Here is a 13769-nt window from a genome sequence, read left to right as displayed (position 1 = left end):
TCACTTCACCGAGCCGCGGCTGATCCCCGCGGCGATGTAGCGCTGCGCGAAGACGAGCAGCACGGCGGCGGGCAGGCACGCGAGGACCGCGGTGGCCATCACGGCCGCCCAGTTGGCGACGTCGGCGCCGATGAACTCGTAGATGCCGAGCGTGATCGGCACGATGTCGCCGGTGGTGGTCAGCGTCAGCGCGAACAGGAAGTCGCTCCACGCGAACAGGAACGCGAAGACCGCGCCGGTGATCAAGGCGTTGCGGCTCATCGGCAGCACCACGGAGACGAAGGCGCGGAACCGGTTCGCGCCGTCGACCACGGCCGCCTCCAGCACCTCGCCCGGCAGCGACACCAGGTACGCGCGCAGCAGCACCACGACGAACGGGATGCCCAGCGCCGCGTCGGCCAGCACCAGCCCGGCGTAGGAGTCGACCAGCCGCAGGTCCACGTAGGCGCTGTAGACGGCGTTGGCGATGACGATGTCCGGCACCATCTGCGCCACCAGGGCGCCGAACAGCACCCAGCGCCCGCCGGGCAGGTCGAAGCGCGCCAGCGCGTAGGCCGCCGGGGCCGCGACCGCCAGGCACAGCGCGGCGGCGCCGACGGCGATCAGCACGCTGGTCGCCAGGTTGCCGGTCTGGGACCCGAGGGCCTCGGCGAAACCGCCCCACCCCGGGTCCAGCGGCACCGGGGTGATGGCCGCCAGGCTGGTGCCCGGTTGCAGCGCGATGTTGAGCATCCAGTACAGCGGGAACAGCAGCACCGCCAGGATGGCGATCGCTCCCGCGGTCCGCAGCCACCTCATCGGCTCACCTGCCCTCGGCTCGGTTGGCGCGCAGGTAGATCAGCGCGAACACCAGGCAGGCGACCATCAGCACGTTGCCGACCACCGCGCCGCGCCCGAAGTCCAGTTGCAGGAAGGAGTTCGCGTAGACCTGGGTGCCCAGCGTCTCGGTGGCGTTGGCCGGGCCGCCGCCGGTGAGCACCAGGATGATGTCGAGCACCTTCACGGTCGCGATGAAGCCCAGCAGCAGCACGACGGTGACCACCGGCCGCAGCATCGGCCAGGTGATCGAGACGAAGGTCCGCCACCTGCCCGCGCCGTCGATCGCGGCGGCTTCGTAGAGATCGGGCGGGATCTCCTGCAAGCCGCCGTAGAGGATGACCATGTTGAACGGGATGCCGATCCAGATGTTGACCAGCACCACCGACAGCAGCGCGAGCTGCGGGCTGCTCAGCCACGGCACGCCCTGGTCGAGCAGGCCCGCGCCGCGCAGGAAGTCGTTGACGACGCCGCCTTCCTGGTCGAGGAGCTGCCGCCACACCGTGCCGGCCACCACCAGCGGGACCAGCCACGGCAGCAGCAGGAGCGCGCGCAGCACCCGCCCGAGCGGGAAGTGGCGGCGGAAGAACAGCGCCAGGGCCAGCCCGATCGTGAACTGCCCGACCAGCGAGCCGACGGTGAACAGGGCGGTGTTGCGCACCGCCGTGCCGAACACGTCGGAGGACAGCACGGCCGCCCAGTTCTCCCAGCCGGTGAACGGCGCCTCCCCGGTCCAGAAGGTCGCGGCCGTGTAGTGCCGGAAGCTCATCACGATGTTGTTGACCAGCGGATACCCGAAGAACGCGAGGATGTAGACGGCGGCGGGCAGCACGAACGCCCACTTGGCCAGCAGCGCGCGACGGCCCGAACGCGGGGCGAGCTTTCCGGCGGCCATCAGGAGTCCGCGTCGAGTTGCCGTTGGGCCCGTTCCAGCGCCTGCCGCGCCGTCGCGGTGCCGGTGAGCGCGGACTGCACCGCCGTCCACATCGCCTGCGCCGTCTGCGGCCACCGGGTGCCGAGCTTCGCGGTGCGCGAGCGCGCGTCGGGCACGGTGTCGTAGAAGATCCGCAGGTCGGGCACCTGCTCGCGGAGCCGTTCGGCGACGACGGGGCTCGCGGGCACCCGGTCGGCGGCCAACGCCACCGCGGCCTGCGCCTCCGGGGAGCTCAGGCAGCGCACCAGGTCGGCGGCGGCGCGCTGGCGCTGCGGGGTGGTCTTCGGGATGGTCAGCACCTCGCCGCCGAGCGCGGTCGCCGGTGGCGCACCGGGATGCGGCACCGGGATCGGCACCACGCCCCAGCGCAAGCCGGGCGTTTCGCGCAGCGTCGGTGCCTGCCAGCTCCCGTTGACCATCATCGCGACCCGGCCCGCGGTGAACTGGTCCCGCACTTCGGACTGGCCCCAGTTCACCACCGCCCGCGACGCCGAACCGGTCTCCACCAGGTCGACCCAGAGCTGCAACGCCTCCACCGCCTCCGGGCTGTCCAGCCGCCGCTCGTCGGCGCCGTTGGGCCACAGGAACGACAGGAACTGGTAGGCGCCCTCCAACCCGGCCAGCGCGCTGAAGGCGATGCCGTACTGCTGCTCGTCGGTCAGCGCCGCCGCGGTCGCGCGCAGCTCCTCCCAGGTGCGCGGCGGCTCCACCCCGGCCTGCTCCAGCAGGTCGGCGTTGTAGTACAGCGCCAGGGTGTTCACCGTGGGCGGGATGCCGTAGAGCGTGCCGTCGTAGGTGCTGGCGGCCAGCACGTTCGGGTAGATGCCCTCCCCGGTGATGCCCAGCTCGGGCAGCGGGTTGAGCGCCTGCGTCGCGGCGAACTGCGGCAGGTCCGGGTTGTCCAGCATCAGCACGTCCGGCAGCGAGCGGGACGAGGCCATCCGCAGCGCCTTGGGCACGAGCTGGTCGTTGACGACGCTGCGGTGCTCGATCCGCTTGCCGATCTCCTCGCCGCAGCGGGCGAGCTGGGTTTCCATCGCGCTGTGCATGGGTTCGTCGGTGTGGTAGTCCATCACCGTCAGCACCCCGGGATCGGGTGCGCTGGCACAGCCGGTCAGGACCGCGGCGCACAGCGAGACGACGAGCGCCTTCCTCGGGACGTGCTCCACCACATCGCCCTCCCTCCGGGCTCCGGTGCGCTGAGGGATTCCTGGACTGGGGACTGCTTTTTCGCCGATGGCCCGCATGGCGGTGCCGGTAGACGGCCCCACGCATGCGGCTCCGCCGCATTCTGGAAGGACCACTTAGTTCACGGGGCGTACGAACGAAACGGCGAGCACGAGACTCGCAACACCGGCGGCGGCGGTCAACCTTTTCCGGAAGCACCACACGAATCGCCTAATACCCGTTCGTGCAGGCACGATTCGGCCGAATGGCCGCCATTGCCGCCGATCCGTTGTGCCGGGCTCGGTGGCTGCCTTAGTTTGGCCGCTGTCCTTACTGCGCTGGGAGTGTGGTTGCGAGAGCACGGCGACGCCACGTCCGGACCGTCCCCGGTCGACCAAGCGGCGGTGCGACGGGGCAACCTCGCGCGGGTGCTCGCCGAGATCCGCCGCCCCGGCGGGCATTCCCGCGCGGCGCTGGCCACCACCACCGGGCTGACCAAGGCGACGGTGTCCAGCCTGGTGGCCGAGCTGATCCGACGCGGGCTGGTGCGCGAATCCGGGCAGCGGCAAGAAGGCGTGGTCGGGCGGCCCGGGCGGCTGCTGGAGCTCGACGGCGCGTCGCTGGCCGCGCTCGGCCTGGAGATCGGCGCCAACTACCTCGCGGTGCGCGGCGTCGACCTGGCCGACCGGGTGCTGCTGGACCGCCGGGTGGGCTTCGACGCGGTGCGCGCCGGTGCGGCGGGCGCGGTCGACGAGCTCGCCGAGCTCACCGCCGACGCGCTCGCCGAACTCCGCCGCGCCCGCATCGAGGTGGTCGGCATCGGGGTGGCCGTGCCGGGTCTCGCCGACCTCGCCACCGGGACCGTCCACTACGCGCCGAACCTGCTGTGGCAGGACGTGCCGGTCGCCGACCGGCTGCGCGAACGGCTCGGCACCGCCGAGGACGTCGCGGTGCTGGTGGACAACGAGGCGAACCTCTCCGCGCTGGCCGAGTTCCGCCGCGACCCGGTGACCGACCTGGTGTACCTGACCGCCGGGATCGGCGTCGGCGCCGGGCTCATCGCCGACGGCGCGCTGCTGCGCGGGGCGACCGGGTTCAGCGGCGAGGTCGGGCACCTGCCGGTCGACCCGGCGGGCGGGGCGTGCGGCTGCGGCCGGCACGGCTGCCTGGAGACCAAGATCGGCCTGGCGGCGGTCGTCCGGGCCGGGGCCCCGGACCTGCTCGACGCCCCGCGCGACCCCGAGGAGCTGGCCGCGGCGCTGCGCCACCGCGCCGAAGCCGGGCAACCGCGCGTGCTGGAGGCGCTCGACGACGTGGGCCGCTGGCTCGGCATCGGCACCTCCATCCTGGTGAACCTGCTCAACCCGGGCGCGGTGGTGCTCGGCGGGTACTTCGCCGCCGTCGCGCCCTACGTGGTGCCCTCCGCGATGCGCGAGCTGCGGTCCCGGGCGGTGGCCGGTGAGGCGGCGATCTGCCGGATCACCGGATCCGCCTTCGGTTTCGAAGCGGCGGTTCGGGGCGGGGCGAGCGTGATCGCGGACCGCGTGTTCGACGACCCGACGGCGGCGCGGCTGCGCGCCGGCCCCGGGGTCGAATCCGCCTGACGGCGCCGCGGCGGCGCCGACGACGAGGAGGAGGCACGGTTGGACGACTACACCCCGACACCTGCGGACCGGTTCTCGTTCGGGCTGTGGACGATCGGCTACCGGGGGCGCGACCCGTTCGGCGCCGACACCCGCGCCGAGCTGGACCCGGTCGAGGCGGTGCACCGGCTCGCCGAGCTGGGCGCCTGGGGCATCACCTTCCACGACGACGACCTGATCCCGTTCGGCAGCGACGACGCCACCCGCTCCCGCCTGCTGAGCCGGTTCCGCTCCGCGCTGGACGAAACCGGGCTGGTGGTGCCGATGGTGACCACGAACCTGTTCGCGCACCCGGTGTTCAAGGACGGCGCGCTGACCGCCAACGACCGCGATGTGCGCCGGTTCGCGCTGCGCAAGGTGCTGCGCAACGTCGAGCTGGCCGCCGAGCTGGGCGCCCGGACGTTCGTGGCGTGGGGCGGCCGGGAAGGCGCCGAGACCGACGCGGCCAAGGACGTGCGGACCGCGCTGGACCGCTACAAGGAGGGCGTGGACCTCGTCTGCGCCCACATCCGGGAGCGCGGCCACGACCTGCGGCTGGCGCTGGAACCCAAGCCGAACGAGCCGCGCGGCGACATCCTGCTGCCCACCGTCGGGCACGCCCTGGCGTTCATCGACCGGCTGGAGCACCCCGAGATGGTGGGGGTGAACCCGGAAGTCGGGCACGAGCAGATGGCCGGGCTGAACTACGTGCACGGCGTCGCGCAGGCGCTGTGGTCGGGCAAGCTGTTCCACCTCGACCTCAACGGCCAGCACGGCATCAAGTACGACCAGGACCTGCGGTTCGGCGCCGGGGACGTCAAGAGCGCGTTCTTCCTCGTCGACCTGCTGGAATCCGCCGGCTACGACGGTCCGAAGCACTTCGACTTCAAGCCGCCGCGCACCGAGGACCGCGACGGCGTGTGGGCCTCGGCCGCCGGCTGCATGCGCAACTACCTGGTGCTCCGGGAGCGGGCCGCGGCCTTCCGCGCCGACCCCCGGGTCCAGGAAGCGCTGGAAGCGGCGCGGGTCCCCGAACTGGCGGTGCCCACCGTGGCGCCCGGGGAGACCCCCGCCGACCTGCTCGCCGACACCGACTTCGACGTCGAGTCCGCCGCCGCGCGCGGGATGCACTACGAGCGCCTCGACCAGCTCGCCCTCGACCACCTCATGGGAGTCCCGTCGATCAAGGGAGATCGCGATGCCTAGACCCGTCACGCTGTTCACCGGCCAGTGGGCCGACCTGCCGTTCGAGGAGGTGTGCCGACTGGCCTCCGGGTGGGGCTACGACGGCCTGGAGATCGCCTGCTCCGGCGACCACTTCGAGGTCGACCGCGCCGTGTCCGAGGACGACTACGTGCGCCGCAAGCTCGACCTGCTCGACTCCTACGGCCTGAAGGTGTGGACGATCTCGCACCACTTGGTCGGGCAGGCGGTCTGCGACCACCCCATCGACGAGCGGCACCGGGGCATCCTGCCGCGCCGGATCTGGGGCGACGGCGAACCCGAGGGCGTGCGGCAGCGCGCGGCGGAGGAGTTGAAGAACACCGCGCGCGCGGCGGCGAAGCTCGGCGTGTCCACGGTGGTCGGGTTCACCGGATCGTCGATCTGGCACACCGTGGCGATGTTCCCGCCGGTGCCACCGGCCATGATCGAGCGCGGCTACGCCGACTTCGCCGAGCGCTGGAACCCGATCCTGGACGTCTTCGACGAGGTCGGGGTGCGCTTCGCGCACGAGGTGCACCCCAGCGAGATCGCCTACGACTACTGGACGACCCAGCGAGCGCTGGAGGCGATCGGGCACCGCGAGGCGTTCGGGCTGAACTTCGACCCGAGCCACTTCATCTGGCAGGACCTGGACCCGCTGACGTTCCTGTGGGACTTCCGGGACCGGATCTACCACGTCGACTGCAAGGAGACGGTCACCCGGTTCAACGGCCGCAACGGCCGGCTCGGCTCGCACCTGCCGTGGGCCGATCCCCGGCGCGGCTGGGACTTCGTGTCCACCGGGCACGGCGAGGTGCCGTGGGAGTCGATCTTCCGGGTGCTCAACTCGATCGGCTACGACGGCCCGATCTCCGTCGAGTGGGAGGACGCGGGCATGGACCGGTTGATGGGAGCGCCGGACGCGCTGGCGTTCGTCCGCGCGCTCGTCGCGATCGAACCCCCCGAGGCGTCCTTCGACGCCGCCTTCGCGGTGGACGACTGAGCACCGGTCCGGGCGGTCCCCGCCGCGCGTGCGGGGACCGCTCCGGGCGGCACGGGTCGAGGACTGCTCCCATCATGATCAGCGCGGCGGTACCGCCGCTTTCCGCGAACGAGCCCTAGCAGGAGGTGCCGGTGTTCGTCATCGGTGTTGACTCGTCGACCCAGTCGACCAAGGCGCTGGTCCTCGACGCCGGGACCGGCGAGGTCCTCGGCCGGGGCCGGGCCGCGCACCCGGACGGCACCGAAGTCGATCCCCGCGCGTGGTGGCGGGCCGCGCAGGACGCCATCGCGGCGGCGACCGCCGAGGCTCCCGGGCCGATCGCCGCCATCGCCGTCGCCGGGCAGCAGCACGGGATGGTCGCGCTGGGCGCCGACGGCGAACCGGTCCGCGACGCCCTGCTGTGGAACGACACGCGCTCCGCCCCGCAGGCCCGGGCGCTGACCGACCGGCACGGTGCGGCGGAGCTGGCCCGGCGCACCGGCAGCGTCCCGGTCGCCAGCATCACCGCCACCAAGCTCGCCTGGCTGGCCGAGCACGAACCGCACCACGCCGACCGGGTGGACCAGGTCCTGCTCCCGCACGACTGGGTGACGTACCGGCTCACCGGCCGCGCCTGCACCGACCGGGGCGACGCGTCCGGCACCGGCTACTTCTCCCCCGCCGACGGCCGGTGGTTGCCGGACCTGCTGGCCGACGCGATGGGCGGGCGCTCGCCCCGGCTCCCCGAAGTGCTGCCGCCGACCGGGCGCGCCGGGCACGCCGACCTGCTCGACGGCGCGGTCGTCGCCGCCGGGACCGGGGACAACATGGCCGGAGCGCTCGGGCTCGGCGCCGAACCCGGTGACGTGGTCGTCTCGCTGGGCACCTCCGGCACCGCGTTCGCCGTCGCCGAGCGGCCGTTCGCCGACGAGACCGGCATGGTGGCGGGCTTCTGCGACGCCACCGGCCGCTTCCTGCCGCTGGTGTGCACGCTGAACGCGGCGCGGGTCCTGTCGGCGACCGCGGCGGTGCTGGGCACCGACCTCGCCGGGCTCGACCGGCTCGCCCTCGACGCGCCGCCCGGTGCGGGCGGGCTGACGCTGCTGCCGTACCTGGAGGGCGAGCGCACCCCGAACCTGCCGGAGGCGACCGGCACCCTGCTCGGTCTGCGCGGCACCAACATGACCCCGGAGAACCTGGCCCGGGCCGCGGTCGAGGGGATGCTGTGCGGGCTGGCCGACGGCGTGGACGCGCTGCGGCGCACCGGGGTCGAGGTCGGCCGGGTGCTGCTGATCGGCGGTGCGGCCGAGTCGGCGGCGGTGCGCGCCGTGGCGGCGCCCCTGTTCGGCGTCCCGGTCGAGGTGCCGGAGCCCGCCGAGTACGTCGCGCTCGGCGCGGCGAAGCAGGCGGCGTGGGCGGTCGGCGGCGCGGCCGAACCACCGCGCTGGCCGCTGCGCACCGAGCGGCGCGAACCGGCGGAGGCGGCGGCGGGGCGCGAGGTCCGCGCGGCCTACGCCGCGGCCCGGCAGCAGGTGCACGGCTGAAATCCGCTGTCCGACCGGCGGCGCGGCGTGCCAGGATCCCGGTGTGGCGACCCGACTCGACCTGCTGCGCGACCAGTTCGACCTGACCTGGGCGCTGCTCGAACTGCACCTCGACCAGCTCGCGCCCGAGGACTTCCGGTGGGAACCCGCGGCGCACTGCTGGACGGTGCGGCCCGGCCCGGACGGCGGGTGGGTCGCCGACTTCGCCGAGGTGGAGCCGGAGCCGATCCCGGTGCCCACGATCGCGTGGACCACCTGGCACCTCGGCTGGTGGTGGAGCGCCGCGCTGGACCACCTGCGGGGCGACCCGCCGCGCGCCCACCAGGACGTCCGGTGGCCGGGCGACGGTGCCCCGACGACCGACTGGCTGCGCGGGCTCCGCACCGAATGGCTCGCCGCCCTGGACCGGCTCACCGACGCCGACCTGGACGCCACCGCGACCTTCCCGTGGGGCGAGCAGGCGCCGAAGACCGTCGCGCACACCGCGGCCTGGGTCAACGCCGAGCTGATGAAGAACACCGCCGAGCTCGGCCAGCTCCGCCTGCTCCGCACCGCCACCACCACCCGAAAGGGTCGTGAGTGAGGGGCACCCTTGCCCAAGTTACTGGGGCAAGGGTGCCCCTCACTCACGTCTCGAACGGGTGAGGCTTCAGCGGATCAGGCCGCGGGACTTCGCCTTGGCGACCGCGGAGGTGCGGGACTCGACGCCGAGCTTGTCGTAGATGTGCACCAGGTGGGACTTGACCGTCGACTGGCTGAGGAACAGCCGCTTGCTGATCTCCTGGTTGGACAGCCCCTCGGCGACCAGCCCGAGGACTTCGATCTCCCGGCTGGACAGCGCCGCGGCGGGCGCGCGCATCCGGTCCATCAGCCGGTGCGCGATCGCGGGCGCCAGCGCCGACCGCCCCGCCGCGGCCGTGCGCACCGCGTTCGCCAGCTCCTCCGGCGGCGCGTCCTTGAGCAGGTACCCGGTCGCGCCCGCCTCGATGGCCGCGAGGATGTCGGCGTCGGTGTCGTAGGTGGTGAGCACGAGCACCCTCGGCGCCTCCGGGCGCTCGACGATCGCCGCCGTGGCCTCGGCCCCGTGCATGCCCGTCCCGAACTGCAGGTCCATCAGCACCACGTCGACCTCGGTCCCGGCGGCGAGCCGCACCGCGTCCTCGGCGGACGCGGCCTCCGCGACCACCTCGAAGTCCGGTTCGGTGTCGAGCAGGGCGCGCAGCCCGGTGCGCACCACGGGATGGTCGTCGGCGAGCACCAACCGGATCCGCCCGCTCATCACCGCCCCTCCCCCGCCGGCGCGGTGCCGTGCGCGACGTCGCGCGGGAAGCTCACGGCCAGCGCCGTGCCCTGCCCGGGCGCGGATTCCACGGTCCAGGTGCCGCCGAGTGAGCGGGCCCGGGCGCGCATCGCGGCGAGCCCGAACCCGCCCTCCTCGCCCCCGGCGCGCGAGGCCACCACCGCCGGGTCGAAGCCGATCCCGTCGTCCACGGCGTCCAGGGCGAGGCGGGTGTCCATGTAGCTCAACGTCACCTCCGCCCGGCTCGCCGCGGCGTGCCGCACCGCGTTGGCCAGCGCCGACTGCGCGATCCGCAGCAGCGCCACCTCGTACGGGGTCGGCACGTCGAACGGCTCGCCGCTGAGGTGGAAGTGCACCGGGAGGCCGGAACGCTGCTGCGTCGTCGCGCACAGCCGCCGCAGCGCGGCGGGCAGCGAGCTGCCCTCCAGCTCCACCGGCGCCAACGCGTGCACCAGCCGCCGCGCCTCGGTCAGGTTGTCCTGCGCCGCTTCCCGCGCCCGCGCGACGTGCGGCGCCGCCGTGCCGGGCCGGTCGGGCAGCGCGCGCTCGGCCGCCCGCAGCAGCAGCTGGATGCTGGACAGGCCCTGCGCGAGCGTGTCGTGGATCTCGCGGGCGAGCCGTTCGCGTTCGGCGAGCACACCGGCGGAACGCTCGGCGGCCGCGAGGTCGTTGCGGGTCGCGCGCAGCTCCTCGATCAGCTCCTGCCGCCGCTGGCTCTCCCGGTGCAGCGCCTGGTACCCCAGCACGGTGGCGACTGCGACGGCGGCGCCGAGCGTCGGCCCGATCACCATGCCGATCGTGAAACTCCCCTGGTGCCCGATGAATCCCGCGATCGCCAGCGCGGTGGTGACCGCGACGACCGGCAGCCCCCACCGCGTCGGCAGCAGGTGCAGGTGCAGGAAGAACAGCGGGAACGCCAGCCACACGCCCTCCGGGGTGAGGCACAGCAGCACCGACCACACCGCGCCGAGCACCGCGAGCCACCCGGCGGCGGCGCGCGGCGAGCGCCCCACCCGGGGCAGCAGCGGCCCCGCGGCGTAGACCGCACCCATCAGCACGGCCGCGACGGCCACGAACGGTGCGCGCGGCAGCCCGTCGAGGAAGGCGCGCACCACCACCAGCGCGAGCAGCCCGGCCAGCAGCAGGTGCAGGCACACGCGCAGCACGCGCAGCGGCCGGTCCAGCGTGTGCGGGTTCACGTCCACCTCCCGCCGCGATTGTCCACGCGGGCCGCGGCACCGGCATCAACCGAAGGTTCGATCCGCGGGTGCGCAGTTCGATGCCGCGGAACCGTTCCGCGGCCCGATGTTCCCGCGGCCGGGCGCGAGCACAGTGGACCCGTACCGACCACGAGCAGGAAGGAACGCCCACGATGTTCGTCGCGTGGAGGGATCTGCGATTCGCCAAGGGGCGGTTCGCGCTGATGGGGACGGTCGTCGTCCTGATGACGTCGCTGGTCGGGCTGCTCTCCGGGTTGACGGCGGGCCTCGGCGAGCAGAGCACCTCGGCCATCACCGGGCTGAAGGCGGACCACCTCGCCTTCGCCGCCCCGGGCGACGGCGAGGACCCCTCGTTCACCCAGTCCGTCGTGCACCCGCCGCAGTGGGAGCGGTTCGCGGAGGTCCCCGGGGTGCGCAGCGCGGACCCGCTCGGCATCGCCGCCACCAAGGCCAGCACCGGCCCCGGGGCCAGCAGCGCGGCGGTCTCGGCGTTCGGCGTCACCCCGGACTCCGGCCTCGCGCCCGGCGCGGTCGCCCCGGGCACGGTCGTGCTCTCCACCGAGGCCGCCGAGGAGCTCTCCGCGCGGCCCGGTGACGCGCTCACCCTGTCCGGGCACCGCGTGACGGTCGGCGCCGTCGCCGGGGACGCCTCGTTCAGCCACGCGCCCGTCGTGTGGACCAGCCTGTCGGACTGGCAACGGCTCTCGCCCGAGTCCGGCACGCACGCCACGGTGGTCGCGCTGACCGCGGACGCGACGTCCGGGCTCGCGGACGCCGACGCCCGGCTGGGCACCAGCACCGTCACCACGGAGGACTCGTTGTCGGCGATCGGCTCCTACACCTCCGAGAACGGGTCCTTGCAGCTCATGCGCGGATTCCTGTTCGCGATCTCGGCGCTGGTGATCGGCGCGTTCTTCACCGTGTGGACGATCCAGCGCAGCCGCGACATCGCGGTGCTCAAGGCCCTCGGGGCGACCACGAAGTACCTGCTGCGGGATGCGCTCGGGCAGGCCGTCGTGCTGCTGGTCGGCGGCACCGCGATCGGGACCGGCCTCGCCGCCGCGCTCGGCGCGCTGGTCTCGGGCACCGTGCCGTTCGTGCTCAGCGCCACGACGGTGCTGCTGCCCGCGGCGGTGATGATCCTGCTCGGCGCGCTCGGCGCCGCGCTCGCCGTGCGCCGCATCACCTCGGTCGACCCGCTGACCGCCCTGTCCCAGCACTGAGATACCGGAGCGAAACCATGAGCCTGCACCTGTCCGACGTCACCCTCACCTACCCCGACGGCGAGTCCCGCCTCACCGCCCTCGACCGCGTCGGCCTGGACGTGCCGGCCGGCAGCGTCACCGCCGTGATCGGCCCGTCCGGCTCCGGCAAGTCCAGCCTGCTGGCCGTCGCGGCGACGCTGATCACCCCGGACAGCGGGCGGGTCGTCGTCGACGGCACCGACACCACCGGCGAGGACCGGGCGGCGTTGACCGAACTGCGCCGCGGCAAGATCGGCATCGTCTTCCAGCAGCCCAACCTGCTGGCCTCGCTCAGCGCCGTGGAACAACTCCAGGTCATGGCGCACCTCGACGGGACGCCGCCGCGCCAGGCCCGGGCCCGGGCGCGCGAGCTGCTCGACGCGGTCGGGCTCGCGGACAAGACCGCCAACCGGCCCGGTCGGCTCTCCGGCGGGCAGCAGCAGCGGGTCAACATCGCGCGCGCGTTGATGAACGAACCCGCCGTGCTGCTGGTCGACGAGCCGACCAGCGCCCTCGACCACGAGCGGGGCGCCGCCGTCATCGACCTGCTCACCGCGATCACCCACCGCAGGGCGACCGCGACCCTGCTCGTCACCCACGACCGCTCGCACCTCGACGGCGTCGACGCCGTCCACGAGGTCGTCGACGGGCGCATCCGCCAACCGGTCTGAGCCGCGCGGCGCCGGGGTTCAGGAGTCCTTTTCAGAATGCGGCGGAGCCGCATGCGGTGAGGCACGCAGCGTGCACCGCGGCGGGTTCTCAGCGGTCTTCTCGCGAGGACAGCCGTGACGCCGTGTACGTGGCCTGGTACATCAGGAACGGCTCCCGGAGCGAGAAGACCGCTGAGGTTCCGCCACCCGCACCGCCACGCAGACCATTCTGAAACAGGTCCTCAGGCGGTCCAGTGCGCGGGCCGGTCCAGCGCCGCCGGGATGCGGGTCGCCGCGTCGCCCTTGGCCGCGGCGACCTGCGGCTGGGTCAGGAACAGGCTCTCGGCGAGGTCGGCGCCCCGCAGGTCGGCGTCGCGCAGGTCCGCGCCGATCAGGTCGGCCGCGCCCAGGTCGGCGCCCCGCAGGTCGGCGGCGATCAGGTAGGCGCCGCGCAGCCGGGCCCCGCGCAGGTCGGCACCGCGCAACCGGGCCCCGATGAGGTCCGCGCCCCGGTGGTCGCGCCGCCGTCCCGGCACCGAGGACCGCACCAGTTCGCTGACCCGCGTCAGCCGCTGGTCGATCCGCGCCCGCACGGCGGGCACGTCCACCGAGCGCAGCTCGTCGGGCCCGGCGTCGGCCAGCCGGGCCAGTTCCGCCCGGTCCGCCCGCAGGTCCTCGTGCACCGGGGCGGCGACCTCGCGGGCGAGCGCCTCGGCGACGTACCAGCGCAGTTCGTGGAGCTGGCGCAGCACGCCGAAGACGTCGAACATCTCCCGCGCGATCCCGGGTTCCCGCCGCCAGTCCCGGCCCGCGAAGGTGTGCGCGGAGGTCTGCTGACCGGCGCCGAAGCAGTCGAACACGGTGCAGCCCGGGTAGCCCCGGTCGCGCAGCTCCGCGTGGATGCCGCACCCGAAGTCGGCCAGCAGGTTCCGGCACGGTTCGCCCGCCGCCTTGTCCACCGCGAAGTCCGCCGAGGCGGTGAAGGGCAGCGCCACGCAGCACAGGCCGGTGCAGCGCGCGCAGTCGGCGCGCAGGGCACCCCGGTCGTCGGTCATCGGTCCCATTCTCCGGCCCCGGGCGGACGGGG

At 73.8% G+C, this 13769-nt stretch carries 13 protein-coding genes; 7 read left to right on the top strand and 6 right to left on the bottom strand.

Going from position 1 to position 13769, the window contains the following annotated elements; genetic code table 11:
• Genes ACQP0T_RS05875 through ACQP0T_RS05865 form a run of 3 tightly spaced genes read right to left on the bottom strand, consistent with a single transcriptional unit; the run spans position 1 to position 2922 of the window.
• Positions 1–798, bottom strand: a complete 798-nt coding sequence (locus ACQP0T_RS05875) for a carbohydrate ABC transporter permease (protein ID WP_433871660.1) — start codon at positions 796–798, stop codon at positions 1–3.
• Positions 799–802: 4 nt separating this feature from the next.
• Entirely contained in the window at positions 803–1711 is a 909-nt protein-coding gene (locus ACQP0T_RS05870; protein WP_433871659.1) for a carbohydrate ABC transporter permease, read from the bottom strand.
• A complete protein-coding gene (locus tag ACQP0T_RS05865; RefSeq protein ID WP_433871658.1) occupies positions 1711–2922 on the bottom strand; it encodes an ABC transporter substrate-binding protein in 1212 nt (403 codons plus the stop codon). Before ACQP0T_RS05865 ends, ACQP0T_RS05870 begins: the two co-directional genes overlap by 1 nt.
• Positions 2923–3267: 345 nt before the next feature.
• Here ACQP0T_RS05865 and ACQP0T_RS05860 point away from each other — a divergent pair, with 345 nt between their 5' ends.
• The 5 genes from ACQP0T_RS05860 to ACQP0T_RS05840 all read left to right on the top strand — a co-directional run bounded on the left by ACQP0T_RS05860 (position 3268) and on the right by ACQP0T_RS05840 (position 8851).
• Complete coding sequence (locus tag ACQP0T_RS05860; protein WP_433871657.1) at positions 3268–4521, top strand: ROK family protein; 1254 nt, start codon at positions 3268–3270, stop codon at positions 4519–4521.
• 39 nt (positions 4522–4560) lie between these two features.
• A complete protein-coding gene (gene xylA / locus ACQP0T_RS05855; protein ID WP_433871656.1) occupies positions 4561–5745 on the top strand; it encodes a xylose isomerase in 1185 nt (394 codons plus the stop codon).
• Positions 5738–6745: a sugar phosphate isomerase/epimerase family protein gene (locus ACQP0T_RS05850; protein ID WP_433871655.1), complete on the top strand. Its 1008-nt coding sequence runs from the start codon at positions 5738–5740 to the stop codon at positions 6743–6745. The genes xylA and ACQP0T_RS05850 overlap by 8 nt, the downstream gene beginning before the upstream one ends.
• A 131-nt stretch (positions 6746–6876) precedes the next feature.
• Positions 6877–8268: a xylulokinase gene (gene xylB, locus ACQP0T_RS05845; protein WP_433871654.1), complete on the top strand. Its 1392-nt coding sequence runs from the start codon at positions 6877–6879 to the stop codon at positions 8266–8268.
• A gap of 43 nt (positions 8269–8311) precedes the next feature.
• Positions 8312–8851 carry a DinB family protein gene (locus ACQP0T_RS05840; RefSeq protein WP_433871653.1) on the top strand — a complete coding sequence of 180 codons (540 nt, stop codon included), beginning with the start codon at positions 8312–8314 and terminating at the stop codon, positions 8849–8851.
• 66 nt (positions 8852–8917) lie between these two features.
• Here the strand turns inward: ACQP0T_RS05840 and ACQP0T_RS05835 are convergent, their stop codons facing one another.
• Complete coding sequence (locus tag ACQP0T_RS05835) at positions 8918–9547, bottom strand: response regulator (protein ID WP_433871652.1); 630 nt, start codon at positions 9545–9547, stop codon at positions 8918–8920.
• Positions 9547–10767 (bottom strand): sensor histidine kinase, encoded by a 1221-nt coding sequence (locus ACQP0T_RS05830; protein WP_433871651.1) that lies wholly within the window; start codon positions 10765–10767, stop codon positions 9547–9549. The genes ACQP0T_RS05835 and ACQP0T_RS05830 overlap by 1 nt, the downstream gene beginning before the upstream one ends.
• Before the next feature lie 173 nt (positions 10768–10940).
• On the opposite strand from ACQP0T_RS05830, the gene ACQP0T_RS05825 reads away from it, so the two are divergent.
• A complete protein-coding gene (locus tag ACQP0T_RS05825; RefSeq protein WP_433871650.1) occupies positions 10941–12011 on the top strand; it encodes an ABC transporter permease in 1071 nt (356 codons plus the stop codon).
• 17 nt (positions 12012–12028) lie between these two features.
• Positions 12029–12703, top strand: coding sequence for an ABC transporter ATP-binding protein (locus ACQP0T_RS05820; RefSeq protein WP_433871649.1), 675 nt, complete (start codon positions 12029–12031; stop codon positions 12701–12703).
• Between the two features lie 221 nt (positions 12704–12924).
• Here the strand turns inward: ACQP0T_RS05820 and ACQP0T_RS05815 are convergent, their stop codons facing one another.
• Positions 12925–13737 (bottom strand): pentapeptide repeat-containing protein, encoded by an 813-nt coding sequence (locus tag ACQP0T_RS05815; RefSeq protein WP_433871648.1) that lies wholly within the window; start codon positions 13735–13737, stop codon positions 12925–12927.
• Positions 13738–13769: the final 32 nt, after the last annotated feature.

Origin of the sequence: Saccharopolyspora sp. CA-218241 (assembly GCF_050954615.1) — a bacterium.
Classification (GTDB): domain Bacteria; phylum Actinomycetota; class Actinomycetes; order Mycobacteriales; family Pseudonocardiaceae; genus Saccharopolyspora; species Saccharopolyspora cebuensis.
The sequence above is the reverse complement of the archived record's forward strand: the minus strand, read 5'-3'. Positions and strand labels throughout refer to the sequence as shown.

Coding starts and splice junctions, on each gene's coding strand:
- ACQP0T_RS05875 (WP_433871660.1), bottom strand. CDS start 798: ATGAGGTGGCTGCGGACCGCGGGAGCGATCGCCATCCTGGCGGTGCTG.
- ACQP0T_RS05870 (WP_433871659.1), bottom strand. CDS start 1,711: ATGGCCGCCGGAAAGCTCGCCCCGCGTTCGGGCCGTCGCGCGCTGCTG.
- ACQP0T_RS05850 (WP_433871655.1), top strand. CDS start 5,738: ATGCCTAGACCCGTCACGCTGTTCACCGGCCAGTGGGCCGACCTGCCG.
- ACQP0T_RS05835 (WP_433871652.1), bottom strand. CDS start 9,547: ATGAGCGGGCGGATCCGGTTGGTGCTCGCCGACGACCATCCCGTGGTG.
- ACQP0T_RS05825 (WP_433871650.1), top strand. CDS start 10,941: ATGTTCGTCGCGTGGAGGGATCTGCGATTCGCCAAGGGGCGGTTCGCG.
- ACQP0T_RS05820 (WP_433871649.1), top strand. CDS start 12,029: ATGAGCCTGCACCTGTCCGACGTCACCCTCACCTACCCCGACGGCGAG.
- ACQP0T_RS05815 (WP_433871648.1), bottom strand. CDS start 13,737: ATGACCGACGACCGGGGTGCCCTGCGCGCCGACTGCGCGCGCTGCACC.